The 18,788-nt window shown below is 53.7% G+C and carries 19 protein-coding genes; 10 read left to right on the forward strand and 9 right to left on the reverse strand.

The features are described from left to right. The first annotated feature begins 172 nt into the window (after positions 1–172). The 8 genes from ACR0J2_RS00700 (at position 173) to ACR0J2_RS00735 (ending at position 5,398) form a co-directional block, all read left to right on the forward strand. Positions 173–712 (forward strand): hypothetical protein, encoded by a 540-nt coding sequence (locus ACR0J2_RS00700; protein WP_480811391.1) that lies wholly within the window; start codon positions 173–175, stop codon positions 710–712. A gap of 213 nt (positions 713–925) precedes the next feature. Then, positions 926–2,230 (forward strand): P-loop NTPase family protein, encoded by a 1,305-nt coding sequence (locus ACR0J2_RS00705; RefSeq protein ID WP_480811392.1) that lies wholly within the window; start codon positions 926–928, stop codon positions 2,228–2,230. 93 nt (positions 2,231–2,323) lie between these two features. After that, positions 2,324–2,824, forward strand: a complete 501-nt coding sequence (locus ACR0J2_RS00710; protein WP_480811393.1) for a hypothetical protein — start codon at positions 2,324–2,326, stop codon at positions 2,822–2,824. Positions 2,825–2,828: 4 nt separating this feature from the next. Continuing rightward, a complete protein-coding gene (locus tag ACR0J2_RS00715; protein WP_480811394.1) occupies positions 2,829–3,308 on the forward strand; it encodes a hypothetical protein in 480 nt (159 codons plus the stop codon). A 23-nt stretch (positions 3,309–3,331) separates the two neighbouring features. After that, positions 3,332–4,048 (forward strand): hypothetical protein, encoded by a 717-nt coding sequence (locus ACR0J2_RS00720; RefSeq protein WP_480811395.1) that lies wholly within the window; start codon positions 3,332–3,334, stop codon positions 4,046–4,048. Between the two features lie 27 nt (positions 4,049–4,075). Further along, the gene (locus ACR0J2_RS00725) at positions 4,076–4,693 is read left to right on the forward strand and encodes a hypothetical protein (RefSeq protein WP_480811396.1); all 618 of its coding nucleotides are present in this window, start codon (positions 4,076–4,078) and stop codon (positions 4,691–4,693) included. Continuing rightward, entirely contained in the window at positions 4,690–5,001 is a 312-nt protein-coding gene (locus ACR0J2_RS00730) for a hypothetical protein (RefSeq protein ID WP_480811397.1), read from the forward strand. Before ACR0J2_RS00725 ends, ACR0J2_RS00730 begins: the two co-directional genes overlap by 4 nt. Before the next feature lie 115 nt (positions 5,002–5,116). Then, on the forward strand, positions 5,117–5,398 hold the full coding sequence (locus tag ACR0J2_RS00735; protein WP_480811398.1) for a hypothetical protein: 282 nt from the start codon (positions 5,117–5,119) through the stop codon (positions 5,396–5,398). A gap of 1,134 nt (positions 5,399–6,532) precedes the next feature. Here the strand turns inward: ACR0J2_RS00735 and ACR0J2_RS00740 are convergent. The 9 genes from ACR0J2_RS00740 to ACR0J2_RS00780 form a co-directional block, all read right to left on the reverse strand. Next, positions 6,533–7,519: a type II secretion system F family protein gene (locus ACR0J2_RS00740; RefSeq protein ID WP_480811399.1), complete on the reverse strand. Its 987-nt coding sequence runs from the start codon at positions 7,517–7,519 to the stop codon at positions 6,533–6,535. A 16-nt stretch (positions 7,520–7,535) separates the two neighbouring features. Continuing rightward, positions 7,536–8,504: a type II secretion system F family protein gene (locus ACR0J2_RS00745; RefSeq protein WP_480811400.1), complete on the reverse strand. Its 969-nt coding sequence runs from the start codon at positions 8,502–8,504 to the stop codon at positions 7,536–7,538. After that, positions 8,501–9,889: a CpaF family protein gene (locus ACR0J2_RS00750; protein WP_321253552.1), complete on the reverse strand. Its 1,389-nt coding sequence runs from the start codon at positions 9,887–9,889 to the stop codon at positions 8,501–8,503. The genes ACR0J2_RS00745 and ACR0J2_RS00750 overlap by 4 nt, the downstream gene beginning before the upstream one ends. A gap of 13 nt (positions 9,890–9,902) precedes the next feature. Further along, a complete protein-coding gene (locus ACR0J2_RS00755; RefSeq protein WP_480811401.1) occupies positions 9,903–11,129 on the reverse strand; it encodes a CpaE/TadZ family protein in 1,227 nt (408 codons plus the stop codon). Beyond that, complete coding sequence (locus ACR0J2_RS00760; RefSeq protein WP_480811402.1) at positions 11,129–11,776, reverse strand: TadE/TadG family type IV pilus assembly protein; 648 nt, start codon at positions 11,774–11,776, stop codon at positions 11,129–11,131. Before ACR0J2_RS00760 ends, ACR0J2_RS00755 begins: the two co-directional genes overlap by 1 nt. Beyond that, positions 11,773–12,264: a TadE/TadG family type IV pilus assembly protein gene (locus ACR0J2_RS00765; RefSeq protein ID WP_321253545.1), complete on the reverse strand. Its 492-nt coding sequence runs from the start codon at positions 12,262–12,264 to the stop codon at positions 11,773–11,775. The genes ACR0J2_RS00760 and ACR0J2_RS00765 overlap by 4 nt, the downstream gene beginning before the upstream one ends. Positions 12,265–12,282: 18 nt before the next feature. Beyond that, positions 12,283–13,821: a TadE/TadG family type IV pilus assembly protein gene (locus ACR0J2_RS00770; protein WP_480811403.1), complete on the reverse strand. Its 1,539-nt coding sequence runs from the start codon at positions 13,819–13,821 to the stop codon at positions 12,283–12,285. An 8-nt stretch (positions 13,822–13,829) separates the two neighbouring features. Beyond that, complete coding sequence (gene cpaB / locus ACR0J2_RS00775) at positions 13,830–14,789, reverse strand: Flp pilus assembly protein CpaB (protein ID WP_480811404.1); 960 nt, start codon at positions 14,787–14,789, stop codon at positions 13,830–13,832. A gap of 135 nt (positions 14,790–14,924) precedes the next feature. After that, on the reverse strand, positions 14,925–15,101 hold the full coding sequence (locus tag ACR0J2_RS00780) for a Flp family type IVb pilin (RefSeq protein ID WP_170616089.1): 177 nt from the start codon (positions 15,099–15,101) through the stop codon (positions 14,925–14,927). 521 nt (positions 15,102–15,622) lie between these two features. Between ACR0J2_RS00780 and ACR0J2_RS00785 the strand changes: the two genes are divergently transcribed. After that, positions 15,623–16,453, forward strand: a complete 831-nt coding sequence (locus ACR0J2_RS00785) for a helix-turn-helix transcriptional regulator (RefSeq protein WP_480811405.1) — start codon at positions 15,623–15,625, stop codon at positions 16,451–16,453. 993 nt (positions 16,454–17,446) lie between these two features. Next, positions 17,447–18,625 carry an acyltransferase family protein gene (locus ACR0J2_RS00790; protein ID WP_480811406.1) on the forward strand — a complete coding sequence of 393 codons (1,179 nt, stop codon included), beginning with the start codon at positions 17,447–17,449 and terminating at the stop codon, positions 18,623–18,625. Positions 18,626–18,788: the final 163 nt, after the last annotated feature.

The following is an 18,788-nucleotide window of genomic DNA, read 5'->3' on the forward strand; positions in this document are numbered from 1 at the left end:
TCGTGAAAACCCCCATACATGCACACACAGAACCGCAGTGATCACCGCTAAGGACCAAATACCGGCAGCCCCACGCGCCCCTTTCTGCTTCCAGCCTCCCCAACATAACTCAAAGGATACCATGACAAGTACATGGACTATGCCCACGCCCCAGAGCATGGGATGCAAACCAATGACTCGCCCCCAGCAAGACGCCTTCGCCAATCTCTGGAAAGCCAAAAAGATGAAGCACAAGCCCAGAGCAGAGCGAGTGGAACTTTGTCAGAAGGTTTACACGAGCAAGTCGAGAGTAGCCCTGTGCCGTGCCCTGATGCCAAAGCAAACGCGGAAGCAACAGAAAGAACACGCGAAGAACAGGAAGCCCCTGACCAAACCTCAGATTGTGCGTGAAACCAAGCAAGCCGCTACTAACCAAGAGCGAAGCGAGAGCATGAAAGAGGTTTGGGCAGAACAGAAGGCTGTCAATGCGCTTGCCGGACGCCGCCGCGAATGGGTGACCATGAAGGTTGCCGAGTGGCGACAACATCGGGCAGCCGAGTTTGAAGCCGAACTGAAAGCCGAGGTGCTACCCCACGAAGAGAACCCTGATTGGTTTGAGCAGATGAGCTGGGCGGCACTCAAGGCGCGGGAAATGGCCGCTGGTTTGGATGCGTCGGCAGTGGAGACCGGGCTGATAGCTGAGTTCGATAGGCGAGACAGCGCGTTGCACTAGAATCGACACGAAAGCTGCCTGAAAACAGCGGCTTATCGACAACACCTACTACATGAATAACACCTGATAGTTTTATTCCCCCCTTGCGACATTTCTTATCCTTTGGCCGTAAGGGGACCTTGGCGGGCGTCTCTTAGGTGTGCTTCGGGATGCCCGCCGCTTTTCCCAACCAATCCCCCATCTCGCACAATCACCTGTCACCGAAAGGAAGACATGACCAAGATCACTTTCATTGACCGCCCTTGCGGAACTGGAAAAACCACCGAACTGATCGACGAATTGAAACAATGGAACCCAGACACGCATATGCCTGTACTTGTGGTGACCCCGCGATTGTCTGAGGTCCAGAGGATAGTATCAGGTGCCCCGGAGGCCATGCTTACGGTCCCTGAAGGCAACAACAAGACGGTAGACATTGAGGGGCTGCTTAAGGCTGGCCTGAACGTCGTTTGTACGCACGCCCTTTATATACGCCTTGAGCGTCTCGCGCTGGATGGTCTTCTTGACCGCTATCGTCTGGTAGTCGACGAATGCCCGACGCCCCTTGAGATTGGTCCTGCCATCAGCAAGCGGAACTTTCAGGAGCAGGTGCTGGACACAGGCTTTGCCACCGTTGACACGTTCACACGAAAAGTCACGCCGAACCCGCTATGGCTACAACAAATGACCAACACGGGACTAACAGGCACCCTAGGTCGGCTATTGCAGGAAGCCTCAAGGGGTCGCCTCTTTGTTGCTGAAGATGGCCGACCTATCGTTCTGGCAATCCCTACGGCACTCCTAACAGCCCCCTCTAGCCTGACAATCCTGACCTACCTCACTGAGGGCAGCATGATCGCCGCTTATCTTGACCGGATTGGTGCCTCCTACGACGTCCAGAAGTGGGAAGGTGAGGCAGATTGGATACGTGCCCAGCGCGACCTGATCACCGTTGAGGCAATGGACCTGCCGGTTGTCAAAGGGAAACCCATGAAGCTGACCCATAGCGCGCAGACCAAGGGCCTGCCTTCCGGTGTTGCTAAGACGCTGGGTAGCAAACTCCGCAAGATGTACTTTGACGGCCCCCTCAGGGGCACCCCGAAGGAGAACATCATGATCACCTGCGCGGCCAACCTTTACTTTGATGGTGGTGCAGACAAACGCAGGAAGGCGAGTGCGATGATGAACAGCACAGGGCTATATGGGCGCTGGTCTGAGACAGACGGGCATTGGAAAGTGAAAGGTGGTCTGCAATGGGTTGCCAACCAGACCCGAGGTATCAATGACTACATCAACTGTTCACACGCGTTCTATCTCTACGATCAGCACCCCAATCCCGTTCTGTGCAGCTACTTGAAGAAGGACGCGGACAAGTGGGGCGAACAATATGCCCTGACCGAGTTGGTGCAGTGGCTCTATCGTTCCCGCGTTCGCATCGGGGAACCCGTCACTGTCTATGTCCCATCTGATCGGATGCGACGCATCCTGACCGATTGGCTCAACTCATCCCAACCAAAACGCCTGCCGATAGCTGCCTAAACATTACCCGTCAGGTTCACCATCACATCCCAATTCCTGGCCCTGCCTTCCTGACCGAAGGTGGGGCCTTTTCTATTTCGAAAGGATAACCCCATGCCGAAACCTATGGTGCCCCCAAGGACGGGACCGAAAAAGCGCGTGCTAGTCCCCGGCAAACTCAAAGGCCGCAAGGCAAGAACCGAGTTTGCCCGCGAGCGGTACATGACGCCGATGCAGAAAGCCGAAGCTGAACGCAAGTCTCTGAGGTCTGCCAGTCACCCCATAAGGCGCATCCAAACGACCCGCTTAGAGAACGCCCTCAGGGACTTGTTCGGGGACGTCGAAGTGGGTCGCATGCTGGACAAGATGCGAGATCGCCGTTCGGCACTTGGTTACGGGGGCTACAAGCTGCCCGTGAACGTGCCCGTGAGGTTGAAGCCAACCACGTATGTCTTGCTGGACATCATTCGTGAGCGCTTCGCTGAAGCACACCCTGAAATCCCATTTGAGCTTGGAAACCAAGAGATTGTCGCCGGTCTCTTGGCGAAGGGCTTAGAGGCCATCGCCGCCTCTGAAGACGACGTATTCAGCGACACACTCCCAACAAAAGGATAAGACCATGAACACCAAGCGTATTGTTGTGGCAAACAGACCCAGCAGCAAACAAGCGCCAACCACCGACTACAGCGGTGACGGCTTCTGGAAAATCACCAAGGCGCAGGATGCAGACCTGTTTTCCTTTGAGTGGCGCGACCACAAGCAAGCGCCATGGAAAGTGATTGTAAGCCACGTTGACCCGATCACGCTCTACAATCGTGTCCGCGTTCACTTCGCCACTGAGGCTGGCGAGGTTGCCGAGCAAGTGGACCTTCGGGGGGACATCAGCAACGCCCTTTTGAGGACCATCTACGGCAACGCCAAGGGCCACTTCACAGGTCTCAAAGCGCCCAACTCTGGGCCTTCCCTAGATGAGCGCCTGAACGCTGAACTGGCGGCTGGCAAGATCGCTCCTGAACAAGTCGAGCAAATCAAGCAGGACGTCAACAAGCGCAAACGCCAGAACTTCAACCGCATCGCCCGAGAAAAAGCACGGGCATAATCCAACAGAGCAAGGATACGAACATGGATATGTGTTCAGATATCATTGACGTCTCAAACTTGGACGCTGTTACCCAAGGCATCAAAGCTGAAGGTAGCGTTACAGGTGGCAGCGAGTTCACAAACGCAGCACCTACGGCACCCACCAACATCGCCGCGACCATCCATAGCTTTGGCGGCATCCCAACCGTGGAAGTCGAACCCGGCAACCCAGCTAGCCGCACTTCCATTGAGGCAGCTCTGGCCGCTGGTCTGATCACCAAAGAGCAACTTCAGGCAACTCCACAGGAAGTCACTAACGATGCCTCTGATGGCGATGATGAAGGTGACCTTAGCTATGCATTGGGTCCCCAAGACTTGGATGAACTGCTGGGTGAGGAGAACACGGAGCTTACCCACGATCTGATTGATGCTCTAGGTGAAGAAGGCTCTGCTGAAATCGTTGGACAGGCCATAATGGAAGATGGGCTGATTGACGTGGACGCCATACGCGCCGCGTTAGGTGATGCGGGCGCTGATCAAGTGGAAGCTGCAGTGAACGACGTTGCCGACTATATCGACGACGGTCGGGATTATCTCGCTGAGCAAATCACCGCCGCTGGTTACGACTTGAACATGCTTGAGCATGTCGTGGCCAACGACCCCGAACTCTACGTGCAAGCAAAGGCCGCATTTGGCCAATTTCTCACTGATGGCTCCATGACAGGCGTTAAAGCCGTGCTGGACAAAGCCACCTCCTAAACCAACCCCAAAAAGGACAAACTAAACATGAATGAACAAGACCAATTCCTGCCCCAAGGTATACGCTCATATGACATTCAGGCAGAAGCCCAGCGCGAAGCCTATGACGTCGCTGCTAAAGAGCTTTCCGAAATCATGGCTAGGGAAGCTGAAGCCACGGCTGAACGGCTGAAACAAGAGCGTCTGCGCGCAGGAGGCAACGAGGCCTTGGCTATGGACGCCTTTAAGGAACTCGTGAACCAACGCGCAAAGGATGCCGAAGAGGCGGCTCGTAAGGCTGTGTATGTTACCCGTAAGCCTGAGGAAATCGAGTTTCACTTCGAACGCCGTGGCAATGTGGTCCTGCGGGCGTCTGGCCCAATTCCAGCCGGATGTGAGAACAACCCTAACTTCGGTTATTCATACGCTGAGGTTGAACCCCCAGTTGACCCCGTGGCTGAGGCCGTAACGGCAGCCAAGAAAGCCAAGGACCGCGAGTTGAATGAGTTTCGTGCTGCGATGGCTCGACAGGTAGCCGTTCAGTATGTGGACACGTCCAAGGGCATGGACGTTACGAAGACCGACGCGGAACGGATTGCAGAGCTTGAGGCGCAGGTTGCATCCCTGACAGCTAAGTCCAAGCGGAAAGCGTATGGTTCCAAATGAGCGAACGTGAAGACCACTATGGGGGCATCGAACAAATCAGGGTTCTGTTGAGAGAGAAGTTCCTCGACGGCCTGACGAATGGTGTCCCTGAGATTGACCCTGCCTCTGGTGAGGTTGTCTCGCGCTCTGAACCTAAGGCTAGCTGGCTGGCAGAAGCTCACAGGTTCCTCAATTCAGAGGATAAGAAACGTGAGGCGGAAGAGGCTGAAGCCAAAGAGAAGGTTCGGCGCGGTAACGCCCTAGAAGAAGCACTCGAAGGCATGCCAGAGTTCCCTGAGGACGCGGACGACACATCCCTCCCGACCTAACACCATCAACTGACCCTTAACACGCCCCTGATGAGGCCCTGAGCAGCTACTGCGGTTTACCCCGTTGTGGTTGTTTGGGGCCTTTGCATTTCAGGTGGCAACAATGAGAAATCCAATGAAATACACTTACATAGTTACCGCCTTGGGCGCAGCCCATAAAGAACTCCGAGAGGCTGACGTGAGGGCGTCCAATGCCCGCGCTGCGCTTGAAGCTGTAGCACACCGCATGGCTGAGTTCGACGGTTCCGAGACCGACGCCAAATTGGCGGCTCTGGAGTACGTCGAGGCTAAAGCCAACTTCGACGTTGCCGAGCGCGTTAAGGCTGCAGCCCGCGATGAGCTAAACCGTTCTTACCTTGTCCTGTTGAAGGCAGGTGTTCCTCAGTTTGAAGGCTAGTAACGAGACGCACGTCCAAATCGTCACCAACTCATCAGGTGACACAAGAGGGCGCGTCGCCCTAAGTCATCTCTGCCATTTCTGAAAATCAGGGTCCACTTAGTTCCCACAAATTTACGCATTCAGCGTTAAAAGGAAACGTACCGTCATCCCAAGAAGCCCTTGGGTTTTCCTCTCTTACAGCAAGGCCCGGTCGCGAAAAAATACGCATTTGGACCCCGTTGCCTACGTCAAAAAAATAGAAGACAGCATCCCATTCTCCATCAAGTCTGCTGTATCGCTCGTAGGCTCCTTCACCAACGCGGACGAAACGCTGAGGGCGTCCTTGACCATCGGCATACATCCGTACGGCGATGTCGCCGTAAAACTCCCATGTATTAGGACCGAAATTTGTCATGCGAACACAAGACAAGCCTGTGAGGTCTACTGGCTTTGAGACCGCTGGACTACAGATGATGGTCGCTATCGTTGTTAGCGCACAATACAATTTTGTTTTCATAGTGTTCAATTCGCTTTCAGAGATTTCGAATATGCTTAGTTCCGACCTCGCGCTCTTCAATTGATTGCAGAAGCATAGTCTTGAGACAATGGCGGAGGTTGCGCGTTAGGTCGGTGGAACTCCAAAGTAACATCCAAATGCAAATATCTTCGCCAACCCAAAGAAGAGCTTTGTCCGATCTAGAGATTTAGGCTGAGCATCGATTCAGTGATAGTGAAACCAATGTGGGGGCGGGTTGACAACTGCCGACAACACACAATACCACCTAGGACAGCACACATTTGGGGAAACCTGAAGGCTGCCCTAGGGTGTTTCGCCCATTTAAATAAGGGGTCATGAGCGCTAGTTCGATTGTGCTAGATGCTTCTCGACCGCACCAAAAATCCTTTTAAAGTAGTGTAAAATTACCCTGAAAGTGAGGCGGATTTAGGCTGCCTAAGATTGCGTCCGGCGCTTGGCAAAATATGCTTGCTGGCCATGTACCGCCTTACGTCTGTGAAATAACTGATCTGGCGGATCGTTGAGGCAGTTTTTCGCAAGCCGAAGGTCACCTGAGCATATCCGAATTCTGGATGTGGCTAAAGTCACCACCGAATGACCGCTCAATCGAAGATCTCATTACCACCAGCTTTGCATCACCCAAACATGTTCACCCAGCGGATCAGCATTGGCGCAAGGCAAATCAACAACAAAACGGGCATCATGCACATGGCCATAACGGCGGACATTTGCACTGGAAGGCGGTTTGCCTTTTCCTGAGCACGTAGTTCGCGATCAAGCCTCATGTCAGTCGCAAACCTGCGCAACGATGCGGATATGCTGGTGCCATACTGGTTGGATTGCAAAAACGCGTTGGCAAATGAACTCAACTCGTCGATTCCGACCCGGTCGGCCATGTCAAGAAAGGCGGCCTGTCGTTCCTTGCCCGCCTGCAATTCCAGCTGAAGAATTGAGAACTCCTGCGAAATCTCGGGCGCCGCACTTGCCATCTCATGTGACACACGGATCATCGCTGCATCAAAACCCAGACCGGCCTCAATTGCCACCTGCAGCAGATCGAGTGCGTTTGGCAGGCTGTGTTCAATTGCCTGGCGGCGCTTCTTTATGCGATAGCGCAACCAGATTGCGGGCCCATAGAAGCCGGATACCATCAACACCGTTACAATCTGCAATGTGTTCATCCAAGTAACACCCTGCAATATGCCGGCGATCCCCAATTGAACCTGGGTTTCTATTGGCAGCGCCATGGCTGCGACAAACGTGGCCGGCAGGACAAATCCCAAAATTACACGGCAGGTGTAGTATGTGCGAATGGCGTGCTTTCGTTGAATGCCAGCCTGTCTTAGGAGCTTGCCAATCTTGGAACGTTCGTTCTTCGACGACGGAACGAACGCCTTGAGAAGCCCGTGCGGATCACTGTTGTCGCCTTGTATGAGGTCAAAATCCTGACCGTGCCCACTTGAAACTGACCCTCCACGCATGCGCTGCGCCGCCGTATTGTCGGCCTCGGTTAACCCGGACAGGCCCATGACAACAAAGAACACGCTAAGGGCAATTCCTACGAGCAAAAAGAACTGCGGCGAGAGGCTTTGCTCACTCAGAAACTCTTGAATAATATCCATATCATCAGCCCCTTTTTTAGAACTTGAACTTAACCAAGCGGTTCAAGATGAGCCCCTGCGCAATTGTCAGGCCTACAATCACGCAGGCGAAATAGGGAAACAGTGGGTCATTGCGAACGTCGCCGTAGAAGGTAGGCGTGGAAATTTCGATCGATAGGTAGATAATTATCGGCAAGATCGTGAGGATCAGGCTGCTCAGACGCCCTTCAGCGGAAATCGCCTTGATCTTTTTCTGCATGGTGTGCCGGTCCCTGATGGTCTGGGACAGGATGGTCAGAACCCGCGCAAGGTTGCCGCCGGTTCCATGCTGAATGCCAATACTTACGGCAAGGTACTTTGCGTCCTCGGTGCCAACGCGTTGCGCAAAGTCGTGAAAGGCAGTCGCGACATCATCGCCGTAATTGATCTGGTCTTTGATGATGCCAAATTCCGTGCCGATTGGATCCGGCAAGTCCGTTGCGACGTTTCCAACCGTAACAGCAACCGGATGACCAACCTTCAATCCCCGGGCCATCAAATCCAGAGCGTCCGGCAGTTGTTTTGTCAGCTTCTTCGATCGAGCGTTCTTCATGGCGACCAGCACGATGAACGGCCCAGCGAGACCGAGAACCGCGCTCAGAAGGGCTGCCAATTCCTGGACGAGAAACCGGGACGCGCCTGCGAATGTCAACAAGGCCAAGAACACGACTGCGAGGGCAGCCCATATCGGACTGATCGTTAACCCCGCTTGAACGAGCAAACGGCGAAAACGAACTATTGGACCGGCTTTTTCTCCGGCGGCGAGCATCGCGGGATCCCGAAGGACTTGCAGTACTTGATCACTTGAGGCTCCGTCCTGAATCATCTTCATGCGCCGGTTCCTGGCTTCGCTTTGGGTTTCCCTGCGAAGCAGAAGCTGGTGCAGACCCTCGTAAACCAGCAGAATGCCCAGAAAAATCGCGATGTAGATCAGAATGTTCAGTGTATTTGGTTGCAGATCAATCATGACGTCATTGCCCCGCGAATAAACATATCGCTATCCACATCAATGCCCGCGGCAACCAGTTGGTCGAAGCATTTTGGGCGAATGCCGGTCGGCAGGAACTCTCCCAATACATCCCCGTTTTCAGACTTGCCGCGACGTTTGAAGACAAAGATGTCCTGCATGGTGATCGTGTCGTCCTCCATGCCGGTGATTTCCGAAATGCTGACGACCCTGCGTGTGCCATCGCTGAGGCGGCTCAGTTGCAACACGATTTGGATGGCCGAAGCGATTTGAGACCGGATGGTCTTGATGGGCAATTCTGCCCCCAACATAGTCACCATCTGTTCCACCCGACTGAGCGCATCACGCGCTGAGTTTGCGTGAACGGTCGTCATCGACCCGTCATGGCCGGTGTTCATGGCCTGAAGCATGTCAAAACATTCAGCCCCACGAACTTCCCCGACAATGATGCGATCCGGCCGCATCCTGAGCGCATTGCGCACCAGATCGCGTTGAGTGATCACGCCCTGGCCCTCCGAGTTTGGGGGGCGGGTTTCCAGACGAACCACATGGCTTTGTTGCAGCTGAAGTTCGGCGGCGTCCTCGATTGTTACGATACGCTGATTGCCGTCGATAAAGGATGAAACGGCGTTCAGCATCGTTGTTTTGCCGGAACCGGTGCCACCGGAAATCAGGATGTTCAACCTTGCTTCGACCAGCGCCTCCAGAAGCTTGGCAGCTTGGCCGTTCATGCTTTCTCGCTGAACGAGCTTGTCGATCGTCAAAGGATTGCGCGAGAATTTGCGGATCGACAGCGCAGGCCCGTCCACGGAACACGGGCGAATGATTGCGTTGACACGGCTGCCGTCTTCCAGGCGCGCATCGACCCATGGCTGGGATTCATCAATGCGACGACCGACTTTGCTGACGATCTTGTCAATTATCCGAAGCAGATGGCGTTCATCGCGAAAGCGTGCCGTCGATTCTTCTAACAAACCAAAGCGTTCCACGTAGACTTGATCATATGAGTTGACCAGAATGTCGTTGACCGTCGGGTCTTCCAGAAGTGGTTCCAGCGGACCCAGCCCCATCACTTCGTGAATCAACTCGTCGACCAGTGATGTGAAAGCCTCGGACCGCAAATGAAGGTTTTCCGCCTCGATCAGGCCTGTCACCAACGATGCGATCTGACGTTTCAGCTCCGACCGCTCAACCTTGTCGATCACGGACAAGTTTAGCCGGTCAAGAAGTTCGCCGTGCAAGCGGCTTTTGAGCTCCAGATGCGCTTGCAGATCAACGTCCACGGGTTCCGGAGTCACCTTGGGCCTGGGTACTTCGATTGGCTGCTCAAGGACCAAGACATTCGAATTGGATGCAGCCTTGCGTGATCTATACTCATTGAACACGGTGATCTCCTTTTTAAGTCGTTTTTGTTGCCACGGGCCGAACGTCTTCAGACATCGCGCCAGCAAGTTTTGTCAGGGCTTTGCCAAGGTCGGATCCCGGCTTCATGTCCACGATGGGACGCCCAAGATCGACTGAGTTGCGGGCGACCTTGTGGTTCTCGGGCAGCCAGTGTTTCAGCTTGGTTTTCAGGACTTTCTCTGCCTCGCGAACGTGCCCCGGCTTGAGCAGAGTCTTAGGTTCGCGGTTCACAATAACCTCGACCGGAAGAGAGACATTGGCTTCGCGGTAGAAATCAATCAAACGTCGCGCTTGGCGCACGCATGGCACGGTTGTGTCAGTAACCAGCGCAAGCTGGGTCGCACGCTTGAAAATGGGTTCGACCCATTCGACAACGGCACAGGGCAGGTCGATGACAATATAGTCGTAACGACGCTGAAGCAGATCGAGCATACCTTCGAGAAGGTTCGCGTGTATCGACTGAAGCGGAACCAAAGGGGCAGGCGCGCAAAGCACGTCGATACCGAGTTTGTGGCTCTGAAGGATCGATGACAGGAAATGGTCATCGGGCTCATCCGAGTTTTCGATGAACTGAAGGCACCCTCCGTTGTCTTCGAGATCCAGGAACACGTTTGCGTTTCCGAATTGCAGATCGAAGTCCAAAAGTGCGACGCGTTTTTTCTCGGTCTTCCGAAACAAGGAGCCCTTGCTGCCCACCAGCGAGCACGCAAGGTTCACCGCAACAGTAGACGCGCCGATACCGCCACGGGATTTTGCAACCGGGATAACCCGACCCAGAGCAGACAGACCGTTCCTGGTCGGAAGCTGCGGAACGGTGCGCGATATGGTTCTTTCACTGACCGCAGCTTTCAATCCCTCGCCATCGATCGACAAGGGAAGCACTTCGTCGATACCAATTTTCCGCAGTTCACGGGCTTTGGTGATCGAAAGATCATTCTGCGTCAGCGCCACGAACAAGGTGTCATCATCGCGATGCGTCAGCAGTTCTTCGACGGCTTGTACCTCGCCCGAGTCATCCGGGTCGATTTCAAATATCACCACGTCATGCTTGAACGCCATTTCGCGGGCGGTTCCGTTCAGTGTTTTGAACGAGCCAGCCAATTCAGAAACTTTGTTTTCTCTTACAGCGGGAAACGCGTTTGCGACCGCCTGCGCGATTGTTTCTCCTGCTGACAGAAGCATGACCGATTGTGACTTGAGATCTGAAACGTGGTTACTCATTACCCTGACTCTCCTAATGCAAGGTCTTCAGCAGGCAGCGAGACGCTGAAATTGGAATAGCCGGCTGTCGAAGAGATTGTGCTGCTTGTCGCACCCGCGGCGTTGGCCAAAGCGGCCAGAGGCGACACGAACTGAAAATCACTCAGGTTCAGTTCAACAGTGACCATGGGTGTGTAAGGGCCGCCCAGGAAACCCAGATTGGAATTGAAATCATAGGAAAATTGCAGTGCGCTGATGGTTGTGCCCGGTGGCAGAAGCGGACTGACGCGATCCCAGATTTCCGACGCAGTGGCGTTGGTGGCGATACCCGAACACGTAGGGGTCATGGGATCGGCGCATATGCCGACCGAGGCACTGCATGAGGTGCCGAAACGGGGTTGGAGTGTGGATGCCCCTCGCGTGTGGGTTTGCGGAACGCCAGCACACGCAGGTGGACGTACCACGGCGATACGAGCGGCCAACTGCGCTGCTTTTTGTGCGTTCACTCCACTGTACGAAAGCCTGCCAAAATCCAACAGTGCAAGGAACAGAAAAGAAAACAACGACACGACCAGAGCAAATTCGACCAGAACGCCACCATGCTGCTCTTGCAGGAATGAGCGTCCGCTCTGTCGCAAACGCGCGTGGATATTCAGCAGGCGTCTCATTGGCCAAAAATCCGCGATGTATCAGCGACGTCCGTGGTCACTGATGTCGCACCGCTGCCGAACAGCGTCAGGATGCCGCCCAGCGGAAACTGAATGGTGATATTGGCACTCACCTGGCCAACAGGGGCCGGGTTCATTCGATAGGTGCCGGACACGCAAGACAGGCTTGGCGTCACGGAATTGACCGTCACGCTGGACGGAAACAGGTTATTTCCGTTGATGTCCTGCTCAACAATGTTTTTCAAAGTCGTGGTCAGCCCCGCAACAGAGCCACCGGATGTGCAGATATCCGCGGGTGTAACTCGGGATAGGTAGCGGCTGGCATCGCGCACACCGGCAATGACCGACTGGTACGACCACATAAGGCGCGCCGACTCCAGAGTTACGGCCAATAGAAGCAACATGACCGGCATAACAAGGCCGAACTCGACAAGGATTGCGCCGTCGTCGTTCCTGGCGAAACGTTTGAAAGGAAATCTGTGCCTCATACTCATGAACGTACGCCTTTAACGATACAACTGTACGACGTCGCGGAAGATGCCACCGAAGCCATTACCGCCGCTTCCAACACCGGTGACATCCGGGAAGCCGACGACCTCACCGTGAATGTCAAAACTGGGTGGCGAGCTGCCATCATCGCCCACCGGTTCCGTCAGGAAGACGGCAACGAATTTTGTTACGGGAACCCCGGTTGTCGAACCGGAAACAGGGTTTTGTGCGCAATCAACGCCGGCCGCTGTTACAACGCGCCGCGCCGGGTCATTCGACATATGGCTTGAACACATTGGGCGGCCGGTTTCGGCAAGCGAAGGATCAAGGATGGCGTTTGCGTTTGGCGCTGCGTAAGGGTTTGTATTTCCGTAGGCAATTTCCCGAAGATACATCCCGTATCGCGTGCCCGCGAATACTGAATTCGACCCTGACAACAGGGGCAGGTGAGCGTCACTGCCAACACCGTCTGCCAGCCCATCGGCCAGATCGTGGTTCTGGTTCAGGTAGCCGGCCCGATCCCAGTTGCCATCGCCGAAACGGTTGTTTCCGCCGCAGGTGCCCGCCGCCATGCACAGGTCGCGACCAAGGCCGGTTGTGTCGGGTGTCGGTTGTTCGTTGCCTTGAATGCAAGCGCCGCCACCGTTCTTTTCAATGCCCTTGATCACGTTCGGCGCCGGCGCGAAATCTATGTTGTTTTTCTCGCCATTGAGAACAGAGCGGTAGATGTCAAAACGCACGTTGAATGCCGCGTTTGTGATGCCGACTTTCTGCCCTGGTTCCGTGTCCAGCCCGTTGGTGAGAATGCACTGGGTGATCTGGCTTTGCGCCGCGATAAGGCACGCCAGTTTGTTGCCACCTTCGTCTGCGCACACACCCGAGGTGTCTTGGAAGTTTGCCAGATCGATGAAGCCAAAATTACCGGGCCCCCAGGCAGTACCGTTGCCGCCACTGCGAAGCAGGATTTGATCGCCGACTGTCAGAGTGGACTCCCAATTCGGGGGAAGGCAGAACATCAGAGGTGAAATATCGCACGCGGCTTTCGAGTATCCGGCCACCGCTTCGGCCGAAACGCTGGCCGCCGAGAAACCGCTCCCTCCAAGCATTTTGTCCAGTGCGGAAGCAAGGCTCATGCTCAGCGATTTCGGTGTTAACACGACGTGCGCGAACTTTGCTTGACGCGGGTCTGTCGTGAGGTCCGCGCCGAGCGGCGTAAGATCTGAAGCAGGAAGCGCGGAGTGGAACGAGAGGGTATAGTCAGATGAACCTGAAAGCGCGGCGCTGCCATTCGCAAATGTCTGACTGTCACTAATCAGATTTGCCGCCGCATTTGTGGCCCGCGAAATCGCATTAGGTTGTCCGTCCAGCTCAGCGGCCGCAGCCAGGGCCACATTGTCCGCAAACGACTGAAGCTCGGCATGGGTAGAGTTCAACCGGCCAACATCCAGAGTGATCGCAAAGAAGCCGAGGAAAGCGACCAAGGCGGTGCCCCACAGGATTGCTACCGTACCACGGTCATCCTTGATGAAATCGGATATGAAAGCAGCTACTCGCATGGCCGGGCTTACTGGCTGGGTGCCTGACTGATTTTTATCGTTCGAGCGCGAGGTTTGACCTGCGGCGTCGCGACCGCCGGGGCAAGCTGAGCATCTTTCTGGGGGGTCGTTTCCAGTTCGGTGACAGGCTCGACGTCTGTTCTCTCTTCCGCTTCGTTGAGCTGCCTTTGGATGGTTACAACCTCGGTCTCGGTTCCGCGACGGACAGTTACAGTTGGTTGAGCTTCGACTTTCTCCACCGGGCCTTCTTCCTGCAGAAGATCGCGCAGGCGAACCATTTCCATGGGTTCATCTTCAACATTATCCAGTGTTCTGAGCGTCAGACTCAGTGTTCCGGCCTTTTGAGCCAGCGCCAGACGTTGTCCCTGCTGTGGGGTGACCTCAACGGTTATCGTCCGGGCGATCTCAGGTTGATCGCTGAGTTCCTCTGACTGCTGATCCACGCCAATCACGCGGATGTTCTGCAAGATGGTCACCGCGCGAAGTTCCTGCTTCGCACCTTGTGTCAGGACGATGTCTACATGATCGCCCGGCGTAACAAATCCGCCAACCGCAGTCACGGCATCGACCTCGATCGCCATGGCGCGCGTGTTTTCTCCAAGTTTCTGAACCAGCGTGACTTTTTCACCAAAGTTCGAAACCTTTGAAAGCAGCATCACTTCGCCAGGGTAGAACCGCCCTTTGGCGCGGCGCAACTGGCGGCGGTTGTCGGGAACAAGAACGTCGATTTCCGTGAAAACTCCGGCCGGAAGTGCTTCGCGCGGCCAGGGGTGGATCGTAACGTTGTGAGCTTCGATCGTTTGGCCAAATGCGATCTCCGATCGGGCCACATAAATTTCGACCAAATCAGCATCAGGCGATACGCTTGCCGTGTTGGCCTTGAACTGAATATGGTCTTTCGCCAGGTAAACGGAACCGGAAGCTATCGCAATTCCAAACAGCGTAGAAATGATTGGTCTGATACGCATATCTCTCTCCAAAAGTCTCGCACTCAAATACGGAACTTCGGTTTTCCTGTTTTTGCGAAATTCCTGGCGGTAAATTCTGCGCCGCCAAACTTGAGTGAGGGCGCAGAATTCTTTGATGTTCTGACCTGGTTTCGGTCAGCAGGTTGCACTGCCCAAAGCAGCACAGGCACCAGTCACGTTTGTATTGGTGGTAGTGCCCAGATACGAAAATGCACCGACTGCAATCGAGGCGACCACCAAAAGGGCCAGTCCGTACTCAACAATTGCCGCACCGCTTTCGTTCTTGGCAAACTTCTTCACAAATTTGATCATTATTTCCCCCAAAAGGTTAAGTTAGTTTCAACGCTCCACAGTAATGCAGCGCAAGCCAGGCAAAAAATGCTTTAGCTTGGAATCAGAATAGGGGCGTGGGAAACAGCATCCTTCCCTCAAAGGTAAATATATTACACGCAAAGGATGTAAGTTGTATGTTGCTATCACTTAAAGGATTAAAAGAATTAACCCAGCATTAACAGGGTGTTAAAGCGCGAAAGAATCATCTCGGCTGTCAACAATGGCTCGGCCAAGGCTTCAATTGTAATCAATTTGATAGCCAGTTTTGGGGTGTGGAAATTTTTCTCTGGAGGGAGCTTGGTAGTTGAGAATATGCAGATATTTGAAAAAAATTGATAAATATGAATGAGTTATAGTAATCTGCTTGTGGCCCGTTTGAACGCGGATGTGCGCCCTGCGCGGTGAAATCGGTTGCTCATGGATTACGTGTAGAACAAATTTGTCGTCCAGGTTCGGACGTGTTTGGTTCGAAGATTTTTTTTCTAGTTGGGTTGTGGGGTATGAGTGTCAGTTTTGTTAAGAGCACCCACGCGAGGGACAGTTTTAACTTCGTGATGGAGTGGACGCGGGCCGTAAATAACAATGGCTCTATTCTAAATGCAGCAAATTTTTTAATGCGTCTGCTAAATGCGGATGCGCTTTTAATTGTCAGGGTTTCGAAAGCTGGTTGGAAAGTTAAGCACATTGCACGGTGTTGCATCCAACAAGGGAAGATATGGCCGTCGCAACCTCAAACCCAAGCGGAATTGGTTTTCGGGGATTGCATCTCAAATGCAAAGCCGGGATCTATCTGGAAATTAACGGACATGATGCTATCCGGTGCGGCACCAATGTCTCGCTATCAATATCATAAACCTGAAGGGTTGGTCGAAGTCATTGTGGTTCCGCTTGAGACAACCGCGTCACATATCGACTACATTGAATTGCACTACAGTGTCAGCCCTCTGGGACCCGATCTGGATTTGTTAGCTGTTTTGACTTCAACTCTTTCGTCTGGATGGAAGAACCGTTTGCCCGGTGCGATTTCTGCAAAGTCCGAGCAGCCCCGCAGCCATCGTCTGTCCGAAGACAGCGGCGGTGACTATGTCCCGATCCTTGATCCTCAGAACCCGGCGGCGCTCAGCAGATGCGAGTTCCGGGTTTGTGCGATGATGAGGGAAGGAATGACGGTAAAGCTAATCTCGGAAACTCTTTCGGTTGGCCCCGCAACTGTTCGTTCACACCTCAGTTCAATATTCTCAAAAACCGGAACGTCCAATCAGGTCGAACTATTGCACCTGTTAAATCGGAACGCCCAAGCTGGAGGAAAGCTCAAGGGTTTTGCTTGTTGACAAGGCAAGCTTGTTACAGGTGTTCGAAGCGTCTTGGCTGACGAAAGAGGGGTCGGCGTGTGAATTGCTCAGACTTTTGCCCGAAGAAACAAACCCTTTTACGTGATGGTGAACTGAACTCAAATCGGGTCATGTGAGTGACGAGGGACCCGGCGCTTTCCTTAATTGTCGATGACGTGGAGCGATAGCGTAAGGCTGCCCTGTCGTCGTACAGACGTTCCGGTCTGGCCTAGAGTACCGTCAGGCCCGGTTTTCAAATGCTGCGTCGTTTCTGTTGGCCTCGGCTTCTTCGCGCATCCATTCACGCTCTGATGTGCGATCTATTGCCCATGGCAAGGACGCCGGCCCATTGCATTTTGTTCTTGGGCTTTCGTAAGTGAGACTTTGGGGTGAGGACCCAGCCCGATTTTGATCCGCTACCGTCGAGAGGTTGCCCGTGTCCCCGCTTGCTATTGCTCTGGCCCTTCAAGCACAACAGGCCGTCACCGTTCTGTAGTATCGTGCCGTTCTTCGTGTTCTTGATATGTGCTGCTGATTGCTATGCCATCCAGGCCCCCATCTTGTGGGAGGTTGGTTGCTACATGTTGACCCAATCCGAGACGGTCGGCATCCGCAAAACACACCGCAGCAAAGTGGTAAGGGTTACTTGCAACATTTAGCGGGGGTAACATGGTGCCTCTCGATCGCACCACTTTTTCAACGAAAATAGATAAGTTACAATAACTAACGTTCATTTGCGCTGTTGCGGACCAACCTGTAGCCACCCTACAGTTTCTCCATCTGAAAAATACCCGGTTTAGGCTTTATTTGACAGGCAATCTGGTCAAATAGGAGCCTTCTCTGTGTTCTGGTGCGACGATCAAAGAGACTTCGTCGCACTCGCGAAATGATGTGTATCCGGAAGCCTGAAAGACTGGTGTTGACTGCAACTGTCGGTTATGGGCAACGGGCATCGCGAAACCTACAAACCAAGCAGTACTTACTGAGGCGAAAATGGAGCACTCCGTTCAAAAGAACATTGATATCGAGACCCTTCGAGGGATTTCGATATTTTTGGTCCTGATCGCGCACCTGCCCTTTCTGATGCCTTGGACGCAGCTTACCTATGACTATACCTCTCGACTGCAGTTCGGTGCTGGCGTTGATCTGTTTTTCGTAATCAGCGGGTACGTAATCTCACTTTCCATTTTTAAAGAACTGGAAACCGGAAAATACTCGGCCAAGGAGTTGTTGCTTCGGTTTTGGATCAGAAGGTTTTTCCGCCTAATTCCTGCGGCGGCAATCGTCGTTTTGGTGACATTCGCCTCGGTTGTTCTTTTGTCCGGGTCAGACTTCTACACACAGTATGGCGGCATCGAGCATACAGGATACGCGGCTTTTGCCGCCTTGACCCAATGGCTGAACCTTTGGGGGTTTGTGCAGATTGAAAATGGGCAACCAATCTCTCTGCTTGCGCATTTTTGGAGCTTGTCGCTGGAGGAACAGTTCTACTTTTTTTGGCCCATATTGGTTGTTGTGGTGCTGCGCAAGCAACGTCTGGTTTTTGGGTGTGCGATTTTTCTGGCCGTATTTTCCTTTTTACAGCGGACGGATGTTTACGATTTGGCATGGTGGTTTCGGTTGGACGGCGTGATCTGGGGATGCTTTCTCTATTTCACAGTCCCTGTGCTAAAGGCACGCTACCAAATCCCGCGCAACAGGGTCGTGGCTGTTCTAACCACGGGACTGGGTTTGCTAATGGCCCTGGGTGGCCCTGCTGTATTCGGAGCCGGACCATTTGCCAGCACGCTCACAAGCATCGGGTGCGCGCTGTGCGTGTTCACGGCAATAATTAATGAGCGAGCTTTGCAATTCACCGGGTGGCCAGTCCGGGCAGTGAACTATATGGGGTCCCGATCCTATACTATTTACTTGTGGCACATCTTGATATTCTCGCTGGTCAAAGCGATGTGGGTTGAAATTTACCCCGGCGTTGAAAGCAATTTTTCCGTTCCTATCGCGGTTCTGGTCGTGCTTTGCGTTGCTCCGTTTGGATTGATCATCGAATTCAGTTTTAATACCGTTGAATCGCGAACCCGCGAATTCGGGCGCAATGTGGCGGCTTTGCTGGTGCCGGGTCAGACACACCAATCCCCACGCGGCATTGAGACTTCGGTTCAAGGCGTGCGTTAGAGCAAAGTACACCGAGCAACAATCTGAAGGCTTTCACCTTGTCGATTTGATGAACGTTTGGTGCTGTTTTTGGCTGAGTGCAGATCTTATGGATCTGGTGGCTGCTTGGGATTCTTTTGGCACCCAATCCCTTTCAAAGGCGAGTGCGAAGGTGCATCAGTTT

Source organism: Ruegeria sp. CG4 (assembly GCF_056537185.1).

Bases quoted from the DNA above. Each gene is read 5' to 3' on its own strand.
- ACR0J2_RS00700 (WP_480811391.1), top strand. From the start codon at position 173: ATGACTCGCCCCCAGCAAGACGCCTTCGCCAATCTCTGGAAAGCCAAA.
- ACR0J2_RS00705 (WP_480811392.1), top strand. From the start codon at position 926: ATGACCAAGATCACTTTCATTGACCGCCCTTGCGGAACTGGAAAAACC.
- ACR0J2_RS00710 (WP_480811393.1), top strand. From the start codon at position 2,324: ATGCCGAAACCTATGGTGCCCCCAAGGACGGGACCGAAAAAGCGCGTG.
- ACR0J2_RS00715 (WP_480811394.1), top strand. From the start codon at position 2,829: ATGAACACCAAGCGTATTGTTGTGGCAAACAGACCCAGCAGCAAACAA.
- ACR0J2_RS00720 (WP_480811395.1), top strand. From the start codon at position 3,332: ATGGATATGTGTTCAGATATCATTGACGTCTCAAACTTGGACGCTGTT.
- ACR0J2_RS00725 (WP_480811396.1), top strand. From the start codon at position 4,076: ATGAATGAACAAGACCAATTCCTGCCCCAAGGTATACGCTCATATGAC.
- ACR0J2_RS00730 (WP_480811397.1), top strand. From the start codon at position 4,690: ATGAGCGAACGTGAAGACCACTATGGGGGCATCGAACAAATCAGGGTT.
- ACR0J2_RS00735 (WP_480811398.1), top strand. From the start codon at position 5,117: ATGAAATACACTTACATAGTTACCGCCTTGGGCGCAGCCCATAAAGAA.
- ACR0J2_RS00740 (WP_480811399.1), bottom strand. From the start codon at position 7,519: ATGGATATTATTCAAGAGTTTCTGAGTGAGCAAAGCCTCTCGCCGCAG.
- ACR0J2_RS00745 (WP_480811400.1), bottom strand. From the start codon at position 8,504: ATGATTGATCTGCAACCAAATACACTGAACATTCTGATCTACATCGCG.
- ACR0J2_RS00755 (WP_480811401.1), bottom strand. From the start codon at position 11,129: ATGAGTAACCACGTTTCAGATCTCAAGTCACAATCGGTCATGCTTCTG.
- ACR0J2_RS00760 (WP_480811402.1), bottom strand. From the start codon at position 11,776: ATGAGACGCCTGCTGAATATCCACGCGCGTTTGCGACAGAGCGGACGC.
- ACR0J2_RS00765 (WP_321253545.1), bottom strand. From the start codon at position 12,264: ATGAGGCACAGATTTCCTTTCAAACGTTTCGCCAGGAACGACGACGGC.
- ACR0J2_RS00770 (WP_480811403.1), bottom strand. From the start codon at position 13,821: ATGCGAGTAGCTGCTTTCATATCCGATTTCATCAAGGATGACCGTGGT.
- cpaB (WP_480811404.1), bottom strand. From the start codon at position 14,789: ATGCGTATCAGACCAATCATTTCTACGCTGTTTGGAATTGCGATAGCT.
- ACR0J2_RS00780 (WP_170616089.1), bottom strand. From the start codon at position 15,101: ATGATCAAATTTGTGAAGAAGTTTGCCAAGAACGAAAGCGGTGCGGCA.
- ACR0J2_RS00785 (WP_480811405.1), top strand. From the start codon at position 15,623: ATGAGTGTCAGTTTTGTTAAGAGCACCCACGCGAGGGACAGTTTTAAC.
- ACR0J2_RS00790 (WP_480811406.1), top strand. From the start codon at position 17,447: ATGGAGCACTCCGTTCAAAAGAACATTGATATCGAGACCCTTCGAGGG.